At 55.1% G+C, this 15684-nt stretch carries 14 protein-coding genes and 1 other annotated feature; of the genes, 3 read left to right on the top strand and 11 right to left on the bottom strand.

What is annotated here, in order from left to right:
• Positions 1–122: 122 nt before the first annotated feature.
• The 9 genes from NL510_RS17590 to NL510_RS17630 form a co-directional block, all read right to left on the bottom strand.
• The gene (locus NL510_RS17590; RefSeq protein WP_253378761.1) at positions 123–1427 is read right to left on the bottom strand and encodes an inosine/guanosine kinase; all 1305 of its coding nucleotides are present in this window, start codon (positions 1425–1427) and stop codon (positions 123–125) included.
• Positions 1428–1489: 62 nt separating this feature from the next.
• On the bottom strand, positions 1490–2452 hold the full coding sequence (gene hemH, locus NL510_RS17595) for a ferrochelatase (protein WP_253378770.1): 963 nt from the start codon (positions 2450–2452) through the stop codon (positions 1490–1492).
• Between the two features lie 124 nt (positions 2453–2576).
• Positions 2577–3221 (bottom strand): adenylate kinase, encoded by a 645-nt coding sequence (gene adk / locus NL510_RS17600; RefSeq protein ID WP_253378772.1) that lies wholly within the window; start codon positions 3219–3221, stop codon positions 2577–2579.
• A gap of 186 nt (positions 3222–3407) precedes the next feature.
• Positions 3408–5282: a molecular chaperone HtpG gene (gene htpG / locus NL510_RS17605; RefSeq protein ID WP_253378774.1), complete on the bottom strand. Its 1875-nt coding sequence runs from the start codon at positions 5280–5282 to the stop codon at positions 3408–3410.
• 109 nt (positions 5283–5391) lie between these two features.
• Positions 5392–5997 carry a recombination mediator RecR gene (recR, locus tag NL510_RS17610; RefSeq protein ID WP_008499298.1) on the bottom strand — a complete coding sequence of 202 codons (606 nt, stop codon included), beginning with the start codon at positions 5995–5997 and terminating at the stop codon, positions 5392–5394.
• The gene (locus NL510_RS17615; RefSeq protein ID WP_003858972.1) at positions 5997–6329 is read right to left on the bottom strand and encodes a YbaB/EbfC family nucleoid-associated protein; all 333 of its coding nucleotides are present in this window, start codon (positions 6327–6329) and stop codon (positions 5997–5999) included. The genes recR and NL510_RS17615 overlap by 1 nt, the downstream gene beginning before the upstream one ends.
• 53 nt (positions 6330–6382) lie before the next feature.
• Positions 6383–8299: a DNA polymerase III subunit gamma/tau gene (dnaX, locus tag NL510_RS17620; protein WP_253378776.1), complete on the bottom strand. Its 1917-nt coding sequence runs from the start codon at positions 8297–8299 to the stop codon at positions 6383–6385.
• Positions 6989–7053 (bottom strand) — a sequence feature (DnaX frameshifting element). Its footprint overlaps the gene before it by 65 nt.
• 88 nt (positions 8300–8387) lie before the next feature.
• Complete coding sequence (gene apt / locus NL510_RS17625) at positions 8388–8939, bottom strand: adenine phosphoribosyltransferase (protein WP_253378778.1); 552 nt, start codon at positions 8937–8939, stop codon at positions 8388–8390.
• 151 nt (positions 8940–9090) lie between these two features.
• Complete coding sequence (locus tag NL510_RS17630; RefSeq protein WP_253378780.1) at positions 9091–9468, bottom strand: DUF454 family protein; 378 nt, start codon at positions 9466–9468, stop codon at positions 9091–9093.
• A 50-nt stretch (positions 9469–9518) separates the two neighbouring features.
• Here NL510_RS17630 and priC point away from each other — a divergent pair, with 50 nt between their 5' ends.
• Both priC and rsmS read left to right on the top strand, forming a co-directional pair.
• On the top strand, positions 9519–10046 hold the full coding sequence (priC, locus tag NL510_RS17635; protein ID WP_253378782.1) for a primosomal replication protein N'': 528 nt from the start codon (positions 9519–9521) through the stop codon (positions 10044–10046).
• A 14-nt stretch (positions 10047–10060) separates the two neighbouring features.
• Positions 10061–10219 carry a pleiotropic regulatory protein RsmS gene (gene rsmS / locus NL510_RS17640; protein WP_253378784.1) on the top strand — a complete coding sequence of 53 codons (159 nt, stop codon included), beginning with the start codon at positions 10061–10063 and terminating at the stop codon, positions 10217–10219.
• Positions 10220–10239: 20 nt separating this feature from the next.
• Here the strand turns inward: rsmS and mscK are convergent, their stop codons facing one another.
• Positions 10240–13587, bottom strand: coding sequence for a mechanosensitive channel MscK (gene mscK / locus NL510_RS17645; protein ID WP_253385000.1), 3348 nt, complete (start codon positions 13585–13587; stop codon positions 10240–10242).
• A gap of 82 nt (positions 13588–13669) precedes the next feature.
• Complete coding sequence (gene acrR / locus NL510_RS17650; RefSeq protein ID WP_253378791.1) at positions 13670–14338, bottom strand: multidrug efflux transporter transcriptional repressor AcrR; 669 nt, start codon at positions 14336–14338, stop codon at positions 13670–13672.
• Between the two features lie 141 nt (positions 14339–14479).
• Between acrR and acrA the strand changes: the two genes are divergently transcribed.
• Positions 14480–15673 carry a multidrug efflux RND transporter periplasmic adaptor subunit AcrA gene (gene acrA, locus NL510_RS17655; protein WP_253378793.1) on the top strand — a complete coding sequence of 398 codons (1194 nt, stop codon included), beginning with the start codon at positions 14480–14482 and terminating at the stop codon, positions 15671–15673.
• The last annotated feature ends 11 nt before the right edge of the window (positions 15674–15684 follow it).

A 15684-nucleotide genomic window follows, 5' to 3' on the forward strand; every position in this document is an offset into this window, starting at 1 on the left:
ACACGCGATCACCGCGGCTGATCTCAAGTTACGTGTCAAACGATCGCAATTTATGTGCCGCGCTACACTGAATTTTGTGCGCTCTGGCCCCCTCACCCCACCAGGGGAGAGAGGGCCATCTTTTACCTTTCCCAGTACGCCTCTTCCAGGCTATCTTCCCGTTCAGGCAGGCCTCGCGTTAAGCGTGGGGAGTGCTGGTTTAATACCTGATAACTGACGCGGTTTGCGTATTTACACACCTGTGCCAGCGAGGAGTAGGTCAACCAGCTGGATTTGTGCTTGCTGGAGTTCGGCACGTTAGCTTTGTGGTAGGCGTTGGCGGTAATGTCGTGCAGCAGCGCGGCCAGGGCACCATCTCCCGCGCCGTTGGTGTTCATTATCTTCTCCGGCCCGCCCATATACGGCGCGATATGAGAGTAGATACGTAGTGGATGAGTGCAGTCTTTGTGGCGCATACCACGGCTGAATTCATACTGGTTGAACTCGGCGATGGCTCCCGGCAGCAACGGATGCTGGGTTTTGCGCTTGCTCTCTTCCTCCGTAAAGCCCGCCATGTACAGACCTACCGGCCCGGCAGTGCAGAGCACCAGATCAACCCAATCCAGCGCCTTGTCGGACGCCAGGAGCGGATCGCTCTCACCGGTCAGGGCTTCGGCCTCTTCTTCATTCATTGCCAGAATGGAAACATGTTCCTTGAGGAACGCCTGCCACCACTCCGGGTTATCCGCGATGACAAACTTAGTCCCCAGCGTTAACACCACCGGCACGTTGTATTTCTTCGCGTACTCAATCGCCTTCATAGTGGCTTCAGGCATCGGCTCACCCGGCTTACAGCGCACCAGATAAGAGGTCAACACCAGCGCGGAGGCGCCCGCAATCACCGCCTCCGGTATGCTGTCGGCACGCAGCTTGTTCATGTGTCCTGGACTGATGGCAAAAGTACGCTCGCCGGAATCGCTAATCAGCGTAAAGCAGCGGCCAATTGGCCCGTTAACGCCCTGCAGGTAGTTGAGATCGGTACGGCTGGAGGTATTGCACAGATAGCGGTAGGCATAACCACCGATTTCGATATTGCTGCACATCACGCCGAGCAGTACCGAACGGTCGTCTGCCAGAACGGAGTAGTTGTGCATCGTATTACCGATGGTGCCGCCCGCAAACTGATGGGTAATAAGATTTTCGCGCACCAGCTCCTGATACAGGGCTTCGGCAACATCATCCTCAATCACCAGCGAGTGTCCGGCGCTCAAACCATAACGCGTGACAAACGCATCGTCCACTTTCGCTTCGATATCCACCAGCGTCTGATCGATACCCACCACCCATGCGGCGTTGGTCTCTTTTTCCGGCTGAATTTGCTGCAACAGCGGATCGCGGGAATTAACGGGAAAGTAGTGTTTGGATTTGCGTTTTCCGGGAAATTTCATGGTCTGGACTATACAAGGATTATGGGCCGGGAATGGTAGCACAAACCCGGCTCACAGCGCGATCAGCGGCTGCCCTGTACCAGCGACACCATCATCTCGATATGCTCAGGTGAGTCGTTAAGTGCCGGAATGTATTCGTACTTCGTTCCCCCCGCTTCCAGGAAGAACGCTTTGTTTTGCACGGCAATCTCTTCCAGCGTTTCAAGACAGTCCGCCGAGAAGCCCGGCGACATGACCTGTATATGCTTAACCCCCTTCTCACCTAACATTTTGAGCGTTTCGTCGGTATAGGGGGTGAGCCACGGCTCGCGTCCAAAGCGCGACTGGAAGGTCATCATCACTTTCTCCGGCGGCAGGCCGAGCGCAGAGACCAGCTCGCGGGTGGTATCCCGACAACGCTGCGGGTAATCATCGCCTTCGTTGGCAAACCGCTGTGGAATACCGTGATAAGAGAGCAGCAACAGATCCGGTTCACCGTGCTTTTCAAACGACGCCCGCGCGCTGCTGGCGAGCGCGTTGATGTACATCTCGTTATCGGCGTAATCACGAATGAAGGTTATACCCGGAATGCGGCGACGGGTCGCCAGAATGCGGGCCAGCGCATCCCAGACGGCGGCCACCGTTGAGCAGGAGTACTGCGGGTAGAGCGCCAGCACCACAATGTGGTCAACGCCCTGCGCCAGCAGTTGTTCAACCGCACTTTCCAGGGACGGTGTACCGTAGCTCATCCCCAGCGCGACAGGCGTATTCGGCAGGCGGGCAGCCAGCGCTTTTTCCTGACGACGGCTGTAGACCATCAGCGGCGAGCCTTCATCCATCCAGACTGACTGATACAGCCTGGCCACGCGCGGTGAGCGGATAGGCAGAATGACGCCACGCAGCAACGGCCACCACAGTAGACGTGGGGTATCAACAACGCGCGTATCGCTCAGAAACTGACGCAGATAACGGCTTACCGCTGCGGGGGTGGGGGCTTCGGGGGTACCAAGATTGGCAAGTAAGATGCCGGTTTTCGCCTGACTCATTCACGCCTCATAACCATTTAACTGGCTGATAATTGTATCTGAAAAGCGCGTAAACGGAACCAATTGCAGTGAAAGGAAAAATGAGAATTTTTCTCACCCGGAGGTCCGGGTGAGAACGGTGCACTTAGCCGAGGATTTTTTCCAGCTCTGCACGCACGTCAGCAACGGCCTGGGTGCCATCAACTTTGGCGTAGTGGGTGTTGCCCGCCTGCGCTTCTTTACTGTAGTAGCCGATCAGCGGTGCGGTCATCTGATGGTATTCCACCAGGCGCTTACGCACGGTCTCTTCCTGGTCGTCTTTACGGGTGGTTAGCTCTTCGCCGGTCACATCGTCTTTGCCTTCAACCTTAGGCGGGTTGAACTTGATGTGATAAACACGGCCAGAGGCAGCATGTACGCGGCGGCCAATGATACGGTCAACGATCAGCTCGTCCGGCACATCGAACTCCAGAACGTAATCCACGTTGATGCCCGCTTCTTTCATCGCATCAGCCTGGGGGATAGTACGTGGGAAGCCGTCCAGCAGGAAACCGTTACGGCAGTCTTCCTGCGCAATGCGCTCTTTAACAAGGGCGATAACCAGTTCGTCGGTAACCAGCTTGCCTGCGTCCATGATGTCTTTAGCTTGTTTGCCCAGCCCGGAGCCAGATTTAACAGCGGCACGCAGCATGTCACCGGTAGAGATTTGCGGAATACCGTATTTCTCCATGATGAACTGAGCCTGAGTTCCTTTACCCGCGCCCGGAGCGCCAAGCAGAATAATACGCATTGCGAAAATCCCCTCAAAAGTTGGTTCAATTTTTCAAAAGCGCTAAACAATACCATTAGAACGGATGTGGCTCAAGGAAGGCGGGAAGGCTGAAACGGTTAATGAGGGAGATAATTTGGGATAGTGCGGTTGACTCCCCCTAACCCTCAGTCCCAAAGGGGAGAGGGTTAGGGGGTCAGTGTTTAATTACGCCAGCAGCAGCGCATTCACGCGTTTAATGAACAGATTTGGATCTTCCAGCGTGCCGCGCTCGGCCAGCAGAGATTGATCCAGCAGCAGTTCAACCCATTCGGCAAAGCGAGCGTCTTCCTGGGTATCGGCCGCACGTTTCACCAGCGGGTGATCCGGGTTCAGCTCGAAAATATATTTCACTTCCGGCATCGCCTGTCCCGCAGCGGCGAACAGTTTCGCCATCTGGGTGCCCATTTCATCAGCGTCGGTAGTGACAATCGCCGGCGTATCGGTCAGACGGTGAGTAAAGCGCACCTCTTTCACGCGCTCGCCCAACAGCGTTTTCACGCGCTCAACGAACGGCTCCAGCGCCTTCTCGGCTTCTTTCACGCTTTCATCCACGTCGTCTGCGAGCTTGTCGATTGACTCATCGGCTTTGGCAACAGACTGGAAGGTTTTACCGTCAAATTCGGTCAGGTAATTCATCATCCACTCATCGATGCGGTCAGAAAGCAGTAACACTTCGATGCCTTTCTTACGCAGCAGCTCCAGGTGCGGGCTGCTCTTCGCCGCAGCATAGCTGTCTGCGGTGATGTAGTAGATTTTCTCCTGCCCTTCCTTCATGCGCGAAACATACTCTTCCAGCGACACGGTCTGCTCTGAAGAGTCGGTGTACGTGGAGGCAAAGCGCAGCAGTTTTGCAATCGTTTCAGCGTTCGCGCTATCTTCCGCCGGGCCTTCTTTCAGCACCAGGCCGAACTGTTTCCAGAAGGTCTGGTATTTTTCCGCATCGTCTTTCGCCAGTTTTTCCAGCATCTGCAGCGTACGCCTGGTCAACGCGTTGCGCAGGTTGCGGGTCACGGCGCTGTCCTGCAGAATTTCACGGGAGACGTTCAGCGGCAGGTCGTTAGAGTCAATCAGGCCACGGGTAAAGCGCAGGTAGTTCGGCATGAACTGTTCGGCATCGTCCATAATGAACACACGCTGCACGTACAGCTTCAGGCCATGCTTGTGATCGCGGTTCCACATGTCAAACGGTGCATGCGCCGGGATGTACAGCAGGCTGGTGTACTCCTGCTTACCTTCGACCCGGTTGTGGCTCCAGGTCAGCGGATCGGTAAAGTCGTGGGCGATGTGCTTATAGAATTCGTTGTATTCGTCGTCTTTAATTTCAGACTTGTTGCGCGTCCACAGGGCTTGCGCCTTGTTGATTTTCTCCCAGGAGACAACGGTTTCACCGTCCTGCTCTTCCTGTTTTTCAATCTCAACCGGCAGCGCGATGTGGTCGGAATATTTGCTGATGATGGAGCGCACGCGCCAGTCGTTCAGGAAATCATCGTCGCCTTCTTTCAGATGCAGGGTGATTTCAGTCCCGCGTTCCGCTTTAGTGATGTCATCAACGGTATAATTACCTTTACCCATTGATTCCCAGAACACGCCATTTTCGGCGCTTTCACCGGCCTTACGGGTGCGGACGGTAACTTTATCAGCCACCACAAATGCAGAGTAGAACCCTACGCCAAACTGGCCGATCTGCTTGCTGCCACCTGCCTGGTCGGCGCCAAGGGACTCCACGAACGCTTTGGTACCGGAATTGGCGATAGTGCCGAGATAGTCGATCACTTCGTCGCGAGTCATCCCAATACCATTGTCAGCGATGGTCAGGGTGCGATTCTCTTTATCAAGAGAGATACGCACGCGCAGCTCGCCGTCGTTTTCGTACAGATTCGGGTTAGAAAGCGCGTTAAAGCGCAGCTTGTCCGCCGCATCCGAGGCGTTGGAAATCAGTTCGCGCAGAAAAATTTCTCTATTGGAATAGAGCGAATGGCTCATCAGATGCAGAAGTTGTGTTGCTTCTGACTGGAAACCACGGGTTTCTTGTCCTTTCATCTAAGTCGACCTCAACAATGCCATTTAATGGGGTTTTACACGTTGAGTGAGAGATGGGGCCAGGCGGGGAAATTTTCAAGCGGAGGCAGCGGATGCCGCCCCCGTTTGGTCAGAAAATAATCTTGTGACGTCCGGCAAGAGAGTGCGACAGCGTGGTGCCGTCGACCATCTCCAGCTCGCCGCCAACCGGCACGCCATGGGCGATACGGCTGGCATCAACGCCATACTGCGAGCACAATTCAGCGATATAGTTGGCCGTTGCCTCGCCTTCCACCGTGGGGTTGGTGGCGAGAATCACCTCTTTGATCGTTTCCGATTCAAGACGCTGCTCCAGGCGGTCAAGACCGATATCGTCCGGGCCGATGCCGTCCAGCGGGGAAAGATGCCCCATCAGTACGAAATAACGGCCGGAAAATTGCCCGGTTTGTTCAATGGCGTAGATATCCGCAGGACTCTCCACCACGCAAATCTGACCGTTTTCCTGACGACGCGGGTTGGTGCAGATGTTGCACACATCTTGCTCGGTAAAGGTACGGCAGTCTGCACAGTGACCAATTTCTGACATGGCGCGGGTTAAAGCCTGCGCCAGGCGCATCCCGCCGCTGCGGTCGCGCTGCAGGAGCGTGAACGCCATGCGCTGCGCCGACTTCGGGCCAACGCCCGGCAGGCAGCGCAGTGCTTCCATTAACTGCGTGAGCAGCGGACTGGTTTGCATCAGAAGGGCATCTTGAAGCCCGGCGGCAGTTGCATACCGCTGGAAACAGAGGCCATTTTCTCTTTCTGAGTTTCATCGATACGCCGAGCAGCATCGTTAAACGCGGCTGCAACCAGATCTTCCAGCATCTCTTTATCGTCTTCGAGCAGGCTTGGGTCAATTTCAACGCGGCGACAGTTGTGCGCACCGTTGATGGTCACTTTGACCAGACCTGCGCCGGATTCACCCGTGACTTCCAGCTGAGCGATCTCTTCCTGCATTTTCTGCATTTTTTCCTGCATCTGCTGAGCCTGCTTCATCAGGCCACCCAGACCGCCTTTTCCACCAAACATAGGCTTCTCTCTCTTTCACGTTTAACGATTAAAACCGTAAGTCAGACTCACGATCAAATGGGGCGAATACTCTCTTCATCCAGATCGGCGTCAAAAAACCGACGCAGGGTCTGGATGTTGTTATCCGCTATAATTGACTCGCGCGCCTGCGCGAGCTTCTCTTCATAAATGGCCTGTCGCCACTCCAGTGGCGTGCGCACCGCCGGATTATCATCTTCAATGATAGTCAATTCAACCGGCCCCCCCTGTAATGCGGCGAGCGCGTCAGCCAGCGCTTTTTGTGCGCCAGGAGAATTGAGATGCCGCTGCCCGGGGCGCAGATGTAAACGCACCTGTTTGCCGTCCTGCTCTTTCCACGCATTTAGCGCGACCTGCTCAACCAGCTTCGGCAGTTGCAGTTTACTGACCTCCGCGGCCCAGGCATCGCGTTCAATCGACTCTTCAGCGAGCTTCGCAGAAAGTTCCGCTGTTTTTTCATGCTGCAGCGCTTTTTTCAGCGCTTTCGGCGTGGCAACCTCAACCTTAACCTCTTCAATGAGGGTGGTTGCCTTCCAGCGGTAAGCCTCTTCTTTCACCGGGGCGTGATGATCAGGCGCGGACGGCGCAGGGCGCGACTGTACGCGCTCCGTTACCGAGGCCAGTCGTTCAAGCGCGGCGTTGTTCACCGGCCGCGCTCTTGCGGGCGCTGCCGGTTCATTCTTTTTTGGTTTGGTTGCTCCCTGGGCGCGTTGCAGCTGACTCCGTGCGGCAAGCACCGAACTGGTGGCATTCGACAGCGGCACGTTTTGCGACTGCTGCGGCGGCGTCTGCGGCGGCGACATTACTGCCGTCGGGGCTGCCGGGGCGAAAGATTGCCGCGGCGCCTCCGGCTCGGGCAACGGCATTCGCGGGTGGAATGCCAGCGCGCGCAGCAAGGTCATTTCAACGCCCATGCGGCGGTCCGGTGCGAACGGTAATTCTTTACGGCCAATCAGCAGCGTCTGGTAGTAAAGCTGAACATCGGCAGGCGGTACGGTGCGGGCAAGTTCACGCATTCGCTGTTCAATCGCTGCCATATCGGTGCCCATGGCCGACGGAGAAAGCTGCAGCATCGCGACACGGTGCAGCAGGCTAAGCATCTCGACCAGCAGCGCTTCCCATTCCACGCCACGGGCGGCAGCCGCGTTGACCTGCGACATCACGCGTTCACCGTTAGCGGCAATCATCGCCTCGATTAGGGACAGCGCCTGATCGTCGTCCAGCGTGCCGAGCATGGAACTGACCGCGTCGGTGGAGAGTTTGCCGTCACCGCTGGCAATGGCCTGATCGGTCAGGCTCAGCGCATCGCGCAGGCTACCGTCAGCCGCGCGCGCTAACAGTTGAAGGGCACGCGGTTCATGGGCAATCTTCTCTTCATCAAGAATATGTTCAAGCTGAGCGCGGATCTGTTCAACGTCCAGTGCCTTGAGATGGAACTGCAGGCAGCGCGAGAGAATAGTGACCGGCAGCTTTTGCGGATCGGTGGTCGCCAGCAAAAACTTCACATGCGCAGGCGGCTCTTCCAGGGTTTTCAGCAGGGCGTTGAAGCTATGGCGCGACAGCATGTGCACTTCATCGATCAGGTAGACCTTGAAGCGCCCACGCGCTGGCGCGTACTGGACGTTATCCAGCAGATCGCGGGTATCTTCGACTTTGGTGCGCGAGGCGGCGTCGATTTCGATCAGATCGACAAAACGCCCTTGCTCTATCTCACGGCAGTTATCACATACGCCGCACGGCGTGGCGGTAACTCCGGTTTCGCAGTTAAGGCCTTTTGCCAGCAAACGGGCGATAGACGTTTTGCCGACGCCACGGGTGCCGGAAAAAAGGTAGGCGTGATGGATGCGACCTAGCGACAAGCCGTTCGCCAGGGCCGTCAGCACATGTTCCTGACCGACAACGTCAGCAAAGGTTTGGGGTCGCCATTTACGGGCTAACACCTGATAACTCATGGGCAGGCTCTGCAACGCTGGAAGGTGGATTTATAGAGGGGAATGCTACCACAACCTCACCCATTGAGCGAGGTTGTGAAAACCGGGATTAATGACCCGGGAAAGGGACCAGACTGTAGCTGGTAATACCCTGTTTTTCGAGACGCTGCTCGCCACCCAGATCGAACAAGTTGATGATGAATGCCGCGTCGGTCACTTCACCACCCAGACGACGGATCAGCTTCACGGTTGCTTCGATAGTGCCGCCCGTTGCCAGCAGATCGTCCACCACCAGCACTTTATCGCCTGGCGTGATGGCATCAACGTGGATTTCCAGCTGATCGGTGCCGTATTCCAGCTCGTAGCTCTCGGCGATGGTTTCGCGCGGCAGTTTGCGTGGCTTACGCACCGGCACAAAACCCACGCCCATCGCCAGCGCAACCGGTGCGCCAAACAGAAAGCCACGGGCTTCGGTACCAACTACTTTAGTGATCCCGGCGTTTTTGTATCGCTCGACCAGCAGTTCAATGCTGAGCGCATACGCTTTCGGGTCTTCCAGCAAGCTGGTGACATCACGGAAAAGAATGCCAGGTTTCGGATAATCCTGGATACTTTTGATGCTGTTTTTGAGATATTCAAGCTGCTGTGCAGTTGCGGTCATCGGTTTGTGCCTAAATGAAACAGTGTTACTCACAGTGCGCAAAGAGTCGATCAAGGCAACAATTGTTTAACCTTTAACCAGGCGCACCTGTGCTCGAAAACGGTCGAATTTACTGGCTGCGCACGATAATTGCAACAGCCTTTATAAGGCATCAGTGCTTTTGTTGCTTTTCACCCACCACGGGGATCCGCCCCATAAAGATAAGCAGGCAGGTCAGGATCGCCAGCAGCAGGATGCGCACCCACATCATTTTCACCAGCCATAATGAAATGGCGAAGGTGATCAGTATCACGGCAATCGCCCGTGGTTTAGCGCCGGGCGGCATTGCCCGGTGTGTTTGCCAGTGACGCAGATAGCCGCCAAACCACGAGCGATATAGCAGCCAGTGGTGAAAACGCGGTGACGAGCGGGCAAAGCACCAGGCCGCCAGCAAGATAAACGGCGTCGTCGGCAACAGAGGTAAAACCACGCCCAGCGTGCCAAGCACTACCGCCAGCCAGCCAATGATGATTAAAATAGTACGCTGCATAATGCGAATCTTTATCAAACTGAACGGCTACTTTACCACTGGAGAGCGCATTGAAAACAGACTTGCTTCTGGAGACACTGCAAAATCAGCTAACCGCACTGCGCGCGCAGGCTACACCGCTGATGGGCCATGCCACCCTAAAACCGCGCTTTGACCGGCAGCGCTTTCGAACCCGCAGTACGCTAATCCGGGATTATCTTGCCGAGACGCAAACGTATCTCGATGAACTGCGCCATGCCGTGGAGAATCACCAGCAGGAACAGGTGGTGTGGCTTGCAGAGCATCTCACGGAGCAAATCACCGCCCTGCACCGTGAAATTGCCGCCTGGCCGCTGCGCGTCTGGGACAGCCCATCACCGGGTCCTGGCAAATGGCAACGCAAACGGCTGGAGAATCAGGAGTTTGAACGCCGTCTGTTTGAGATGAAACGCGAGCGTGAAATGCGGCTTAACGCGGCAGAAACGCTTGAAGAACAACAATTATTGATGCGGGAAATTACTGCCCTTGAAGGGCGTATGGTCCGCTGCCGTCAGGCGCTGGAAGACATTGAACGCGTCATAGAACGCCTGACCCGCTAACTGGAGCCACACTGATGTCGCTGGAAAATGCCCCCGATGAGGTCAAGCTGGCCGTCGATTTAATTATGCTGCTGGAAAATCATCAACTCCCGGCAGAAACGGTGCTGAAAGCGCTGGAGATTGTTAAGCGGGATTTTGAGGGAAAATTGCCCTCACCTCAGCGCTCTCCCTGAGGGGAAAACATCCGCAGATGTTAAGCGGGAGTGGGATCGTCACCTTTAATCTCGCGCTTCACTTCCGTATGCTCTTCACCTTTCTCGTTTCGCAGGTGGACCTCAAGCTGGTTGAAGGCGATATTAATGTTGTTTTCACGGCATAAACGATCGATAGAACGATTCAGCTCATCCACGGTATAGCTGCGATCGCGCAGTTCACGCACGTATAAACGTAGCTCGTGATCCAGCGTGCTCGGGCCAAAAGTCGTGAAGAATACTGATGGCGCGGGATCGTGCATCACTTTTGGATGCTCGGCCGCCGCCTGCAACAACACCTCTTTGACCTTATCCAGATCCGAACCATAGGCCACGCCAAGGCGGATCACGACGCGCGTCACCGTGTCGGAAAGCGACCAGTTGATCAAACGCTCGGTCACGAACGCTTTGTTCGGAATGATCACCTCTTTACGGTCAAAATCCGTAATCGTGGTGGCGCGAATACGGATCTTGCTGACGGAACCGGAGAAAGTGCCGATGGTGACGGTATCGCCAATACGTACCGGACGTTCAAACAGGATGATCAGACCAGAAACAAAGTTACCGAAGATCTCCTGCAAACCAAAACCAAGACCGACGGAGAGCGCGGCCGCCAGCCACTGCAGTTTGTCCCACGACACGCCAAGCGAACCAAATATGACCATCGCGCCAACGATAATGATCACGTAGTTCAGGATAGTAGTGATGGCATAAGATGCCCCCTGACGCAGCTTGAGACGCGACAGCACCAGCACTTCCAGCAGGCCCGGCAGGTTGCGGATCAGCGCCCAGGCCACCACCAGCGAAACCAGCGCAAAGAGCAGACTGCCCATGGTCACGCTTTTCATGACCGTCACCCCGGCCTCGGTACCGTTGTAATGCCATAGCGTAATGCTATCAAGATAGGCAAATACGGTGATCAGATCGGACCAAATCGCCCAGAACATCACCCCGAACAGCGCCACCATCACCAGCATGGTGATACGCAGCGTCTGCTGGTTAACCTGCTCCAGGGCGATAGTGGGTTCTTCCTGCGGTTCCGCCCCCTCTGCGCCCTCTTTCGCCTGATGCTGACGGCGTGCAATCGCGCGGCGCCAGGCGATACGCCGGGCGGCCACGCTCAGGCCGCGCAGCACCGTCTGGTAAAGCAGGTTCCAGACAATTACCAGATAGACGGTTTCTATCCAGCGTCCGGAGAGGCGCAGCGTGGTATAGAAGTATCCCGTCGCCGTGAGCACCATCAGCCCCAGAGGAATCAGCCCCAGTACCGTCACGGTGACCAGACGAATGTTATGGGACTCTTTGTCGCGCCAGCTATCGAAGCACATGGGCCACATCAGGGCGGCAATCAGCAGCAGGTTCAGCATAATGACCAGCTGTCCCAGCACGTCATCCATCAGATGCAGCGGGGAAAGCTCGGCAACGACCGACCAGAAGTGCAGCGGCAGGAGCGCCAGGCTGATACGCACAATCTGGCGGCGCCAGTGGCTGGTCAGTTGTTCAGGCATAGTGAAATGACGCACCGCAACGCCGTCTTTCTCCAGCACTTTCCAGCTCACGCCAAACACCAGCCAAAACAGCGCCAGCTTCTTGCTAAAAGCCCACAGCAGATCGCTGATATTCAGCTGCATGGTGAGCAAAATGAGCCCGGCGGCCAGAATCAGCAGACACACCGGCAGCGCGCGGATCAGGTCAATCAGAATCGCTTTTGGCGTGTGAAGCTGGCTGTCGTTACGCAATTGCCCGACGTCACCCGCCAGCTTCGCCTGGTAATTTTTTAGCCAGCCGAGACGCCAGCGAATTAAGCCGGCAATCAGCAGCAGCGGCAACCCCGCGAGGAAGGCAATCATCACCGCGGGCCAGGCTTTTTCCCAGTTAACGGTGATTTTGATGCTCTTAATTTGGGCCTTCAGCGTTTCAGGGAAGGATTTAATCCAGTCCCAGTCCATCGGTTTATTGCTGTTCACCCAGAAAATTTGCTGGGTCAGGATCCCCTGCAAACTCTGGGAGACGCTGACTAACTGCTGTTGATTAATTTGCAGGTTAATCGCCATCATCAGCTGGTTGCCGAGCTGTTTATTGAGTTGGTCGAGCAGCTCGCGGCGCATATCTACCACCTGCAGCAGCGCGTCGTGAACGTCGTTGTTCACGTCGCTGGAATGGCCTTCTTCTACTTTGGCAACGAAGCTATCGGTCTGGAAAAGTGCGTCACGCTGTTGGTTGACATCAAATTGCTCGAGACGTAAATCAGCGATGCGGTTGGTCATGTCCTCAAGTTCATCGGCGGACGGCAGCGTCTGCTGCTGCTGGTAAAGAATGCGCGACAGCAGGAGGCTGCCCTTGAGGACCGCAATCTGTTCTTTGATGTTGCGCTCGGCCTGCAGCGCGCGATCCAGCCAGTTTTTCACTTTAATATTTTGCTGAACCAGCGTGTTACCGCTTTCGGTCGCCTGAATCAGGCGCTGGCTCAGTTGATGGTTAACCTCCAGCTCCTGCTGCACCAGCGGGTTAGACTGTATACGGGCGGTTTCGTCAGGCGTTACCGCTTCCTTGGCGGTCTTCTCAGTCAATGTCAGGCGCTTACTGTTTACGGCTTCCTGCAATAGCTGTAGCTGATGCTCCAGGCGATTAATGTTCGCCGTGACGTAGTCACGCTGTTTTTGCAGCGTATCCTGCAGCACCGTGTTCCCTTCCAGGCTCTTACGCTGCTGTTCAATTTGCGCATTAAGCAGCGATTGCTGGACTAAGAGTAACGTTTGCTGTGTCGGGCGTAGCGCCCCGTCACCGACCGACGTCCCGTTAAGACTGTTACGGATCTCCTGTAGTTGCTGAGACGCAGTGTACATGGCGTTTTGCACTCGCTCAGGCTGGGTTTGCAAGGAGACAAGCTGACTGTTGTAGGTCGCCAGATCGGACTGGGCGGTTTGTAAGTCGTCCAGCAGTTGCGCGACCCGCGACTCCAACTGACGCAGTGAAAGCGTGGCGAGCGTTTTGCGCGTTTCGTCATCGTTATCGACGTCGCTCAGGGCATTCAGGGAAACCGTTGCCTTACGCATGTTCTCCGGAGCCTGCGCGACCTTCTGGCGAAGCTGCGCAGTTTCGGCTTTTGTACGCTCGATTTTATCAATCGACTCCAGCATTTGGGTGAGATCCTGCTGGATGAGTTTATCCTGAGCAGAGAGATCTTTTTGTTTGTTCAGGGTGTCGAGTTGCGACTGAATATCGGCACGCGATGGGATATCATTGCTGTTATCGGCGCGGGCCCAGGAAAGCGGTGCTGTCGCAAAGAAAAACAGCGTCGCAAAAAGAAATGCAAGAACAGGATGTTGCGAGCGATTGGTGTGCAGCATAGTCGTGAATGATGTCAGAAGATGACCGAAAATAGTCGGCGTGCAGAATATCACGCTCTCCTGAAGCAGAATAGCGGCAACGTTAACCTTCGGGAGAATTCCTGGCGGGGCTCAACACCTCTTCGCGAAGCGTCGGGCAGAACTGACACATCTCCAGGAAAATAGCGACATAGCTACGCGCTTCCTGTTTGAGATCAAAAGATTGCGGTGCGAAAAGCCAGTTTTCCATTAGCCCTGATATATAGCTTCGCATCAGGATCGCCGCCCGTCGGGTGAGTAAATTTGCCGGTAACATGTTGGCCTGCATACACTGGGACAGCGTCTGTTCGATGCGATCATAACTCTCCAGACACAGGCTACGTTGTGCCTGCTGGACGACAGCCATCTCCCCCACAAACTCACATTTATGGAAAATAATCTCCATCATTAGCCTGCGGCGTTCTTCAATTACCGTTGCTTCAAGGATATATACTAATATTTCTCTTAATACTGAGAGTGGATCGTCAGGGAATTTTGCCCGATACTCATTCTCAAGATCGCTAATGCTGGACTCTGAGAGTTGCCAGATTTCGCTAAACAGATCTGACTTGTCTTTAAAATGCCAGTAAATCGCTCCCCGCGTGACGCCCGCGGCCTGAGCAATCTGCGCCAGCGAGGTCGACGAAACGCCCTGCTGAGAAAACAAACGCATTGCCACATCCAGGATGTGTTGTCGGGTTTCCAGCGCTTGTTGTTTGGTTTTTCGTGCCATACGTCAGTGAATTTACAGGAGTCAGATTTACATACATTTATGAATGTATGTACCATAGCATGACGATAATATAAACGCAGCAATGGGTTTTTAGACTCAGGACCCTTGATCAATTTGAAATCGGACACTCGAGGTTTACATATGAACAAAAACAGAGGGTTAACGCCTCTGGCGGTCGTTCTGATGCTCTCAGGCAGCTTAGCGCTTACAGGATGTGACGACAAACAGGCTCAACAACAAGCGCAACAGGCACCCGAAGTGGGTGTCGTGACGCTGAAGTCCGAACCCCTACAGATGACAACAGAACTGCCAGGCCGCACCAGCGCATACCGTATCGCGGAAGTTCGTCCTCAGGTAAATGGCATCATCCTGAAACGTAACTTCACCGAAGGCGGTGATGTGAAAGCGGGTGAGTCTCTGTATCAGATTGATCCAGCCACCTATCAGGCCTCGTTTGAAAGCGCGAAAGGCGATCTGGCAAAAGCAGAAGCGGCTGCCAAAATTTCCCAGCTAACACTGAACCGCTATAAAAAACTGCTTGGCACCCAGTACATCAGCCAACAGGACTACGATACAGCCCTGGCTGATGCGCAGCAGACCAGCGCAGCCGTCGTTGCAGCAAAAGCCGCGGTTGAGACGGCACGCATTAACCTGGCTTATACCAAAGTGACCTCCCCTATCAGCGGTCGCATTGGTAAATCTTCCGTGACGGAAGGGGCTTTGGTGCAAAACGGACAAACCACCGCGCTGGCTACCGTGCAGCAGCTTGATCCGATCTACGTTGACGTCACTCAGTCCAGTAACGATTACCTGCGCCTGAAACAAGAGCTGGCAAACGGCACCCTGAAACAGGAAAACGGCAAGGCTAAAGTGGAGCTTGTGACCAACGACGGTATTAAGTTCCCGCAGACAGGCACCCTGGAATTTTCTGATGTGACAGTCGATCAGACCACCGGTTCCATCACCCTGCGTGCGATCTTCCCAAACCCGGATAAAAATCTGCTGCCAGGAATGTTCGTTCGCGCACGTCTGGAAGAAGGGACCAACCCAACCGCCATTCTGGTGCCTCAACAGGGCGTAACCCGAACACCGCGTGGCGATGCGAGCGCGCTGGTTGTCGGTGCCGATGAAAAAGTCGAAACCCGCAATATTACCGCCACTCAGGCGATTGGCGACAAATGGCTGGTGACGGAAGGTCTGAAAGATGGCGATCGCGTGATTATCACTGGTTTGCAAAAAGTTCGTCCTGGCGCGCAGGTAAAAGCACAGGAAGTGAAATCTGACGAGAAACAACAAGCTTCGGCCGCAGGCCAGTCAGAACAAACCAAGTCTTAACTTAAACAGGA

The organism is unidentified bacterial endosymbiont (assembly GCF_918797525.1).
Lineage (GTDB): Bacteria > Pseudomonadota > Gammaproteobacteria > Enterobacterales > Enterobacteriaceae > Enterobacter.

Bases quoted from the DNA above. Each gene is read 5' to 3' on its own strand.
- NL510_RS17630 (WP_253378780.1), bottom strand. From the start codon at position 9,468: ATGCAGCGTACTATTTTAATCATCATTGGCTGGCTGGCGGTAGTGCTT.
- NL510_RS17590 (WP_253378761.1), bottom strand. From the start codon at position 1,427: ATGAAATTTCCCGGAAAACGCAAATCCAAACACTACTTTCCCGTTAAT.
- acrR (WP_253378791.1), bottom strand. From the start codon at position 14,338: ATGGCACGAAAAACCAAACAACAAGCGCTGGAAACCCGACAACACATC.
- dnaX (WP_253378776.1), bottom strand. From the start codon at position 8,299: ATGAGTTATCAGGTGTTAGCCCGTAAATGGCGACCCCAAACCTTTGCT.
- adk (WP_253378772.1), bottom strand. From the start codon at position 3,221: ATGCGTATTATTCTGCTTGGCGCTCCGGGCGCGGGTAAAGGAACTCAG.
- apt (WP_253378778.1), bottom strand. From the start codon at position 8,939: ATGACCGCAACTGCACAGCAGCTTGAATATCTCAAAAACAGCATCAAA.
- NL510_RS17615 (WP_003858972.1), bottom strand. From the start codon at position 6,329: ATGTTTGGTGGAAAAGGCGGTCTGGGTGGCCTGATGAAGCAGGCTCAG.
- rsmS (WP_253378784.1), top strand. From the start codon at position 10,061: ATGTCGCTGGAAAATGCCCCCGATGAGGTCAAGCTGGCCGTCGATTTA.
- acrA (WP_253378793.1), top strand. From the start codon at position 14,480: ATGAACAAAAACAGAGGGTTAACGCCTCTGGCGGTCGTTCTGATGCTC.
- htpG (WP_253378774.1), bottom strand. From the start codon at position 5,282: ATGAAAGGACAAGAAACCCGTGGTTTCCAGTCAGAAGCAACACAACTT.
- hemH (WP_253378770.1), bottom strand. From the start codon at position 2,452: ATGAGTCAGGCGAAAACCGGCATCTTACTTGCCAATCTTGGTACCCCC.
- mscK (WP_253385000.1), bottom strand. From the start codon at position 13,587: ATGCTGCACACCAATCGCTCGCAACATCCTGTTCTTGCATTTCTTTTT.
- recR (WP_008499298.1), bottom strand. From the start codon at position 5,997: ATGCAAACCAGTCCGCTGCTCACGCAGTTAATGGAAGCACTGCGCTGC.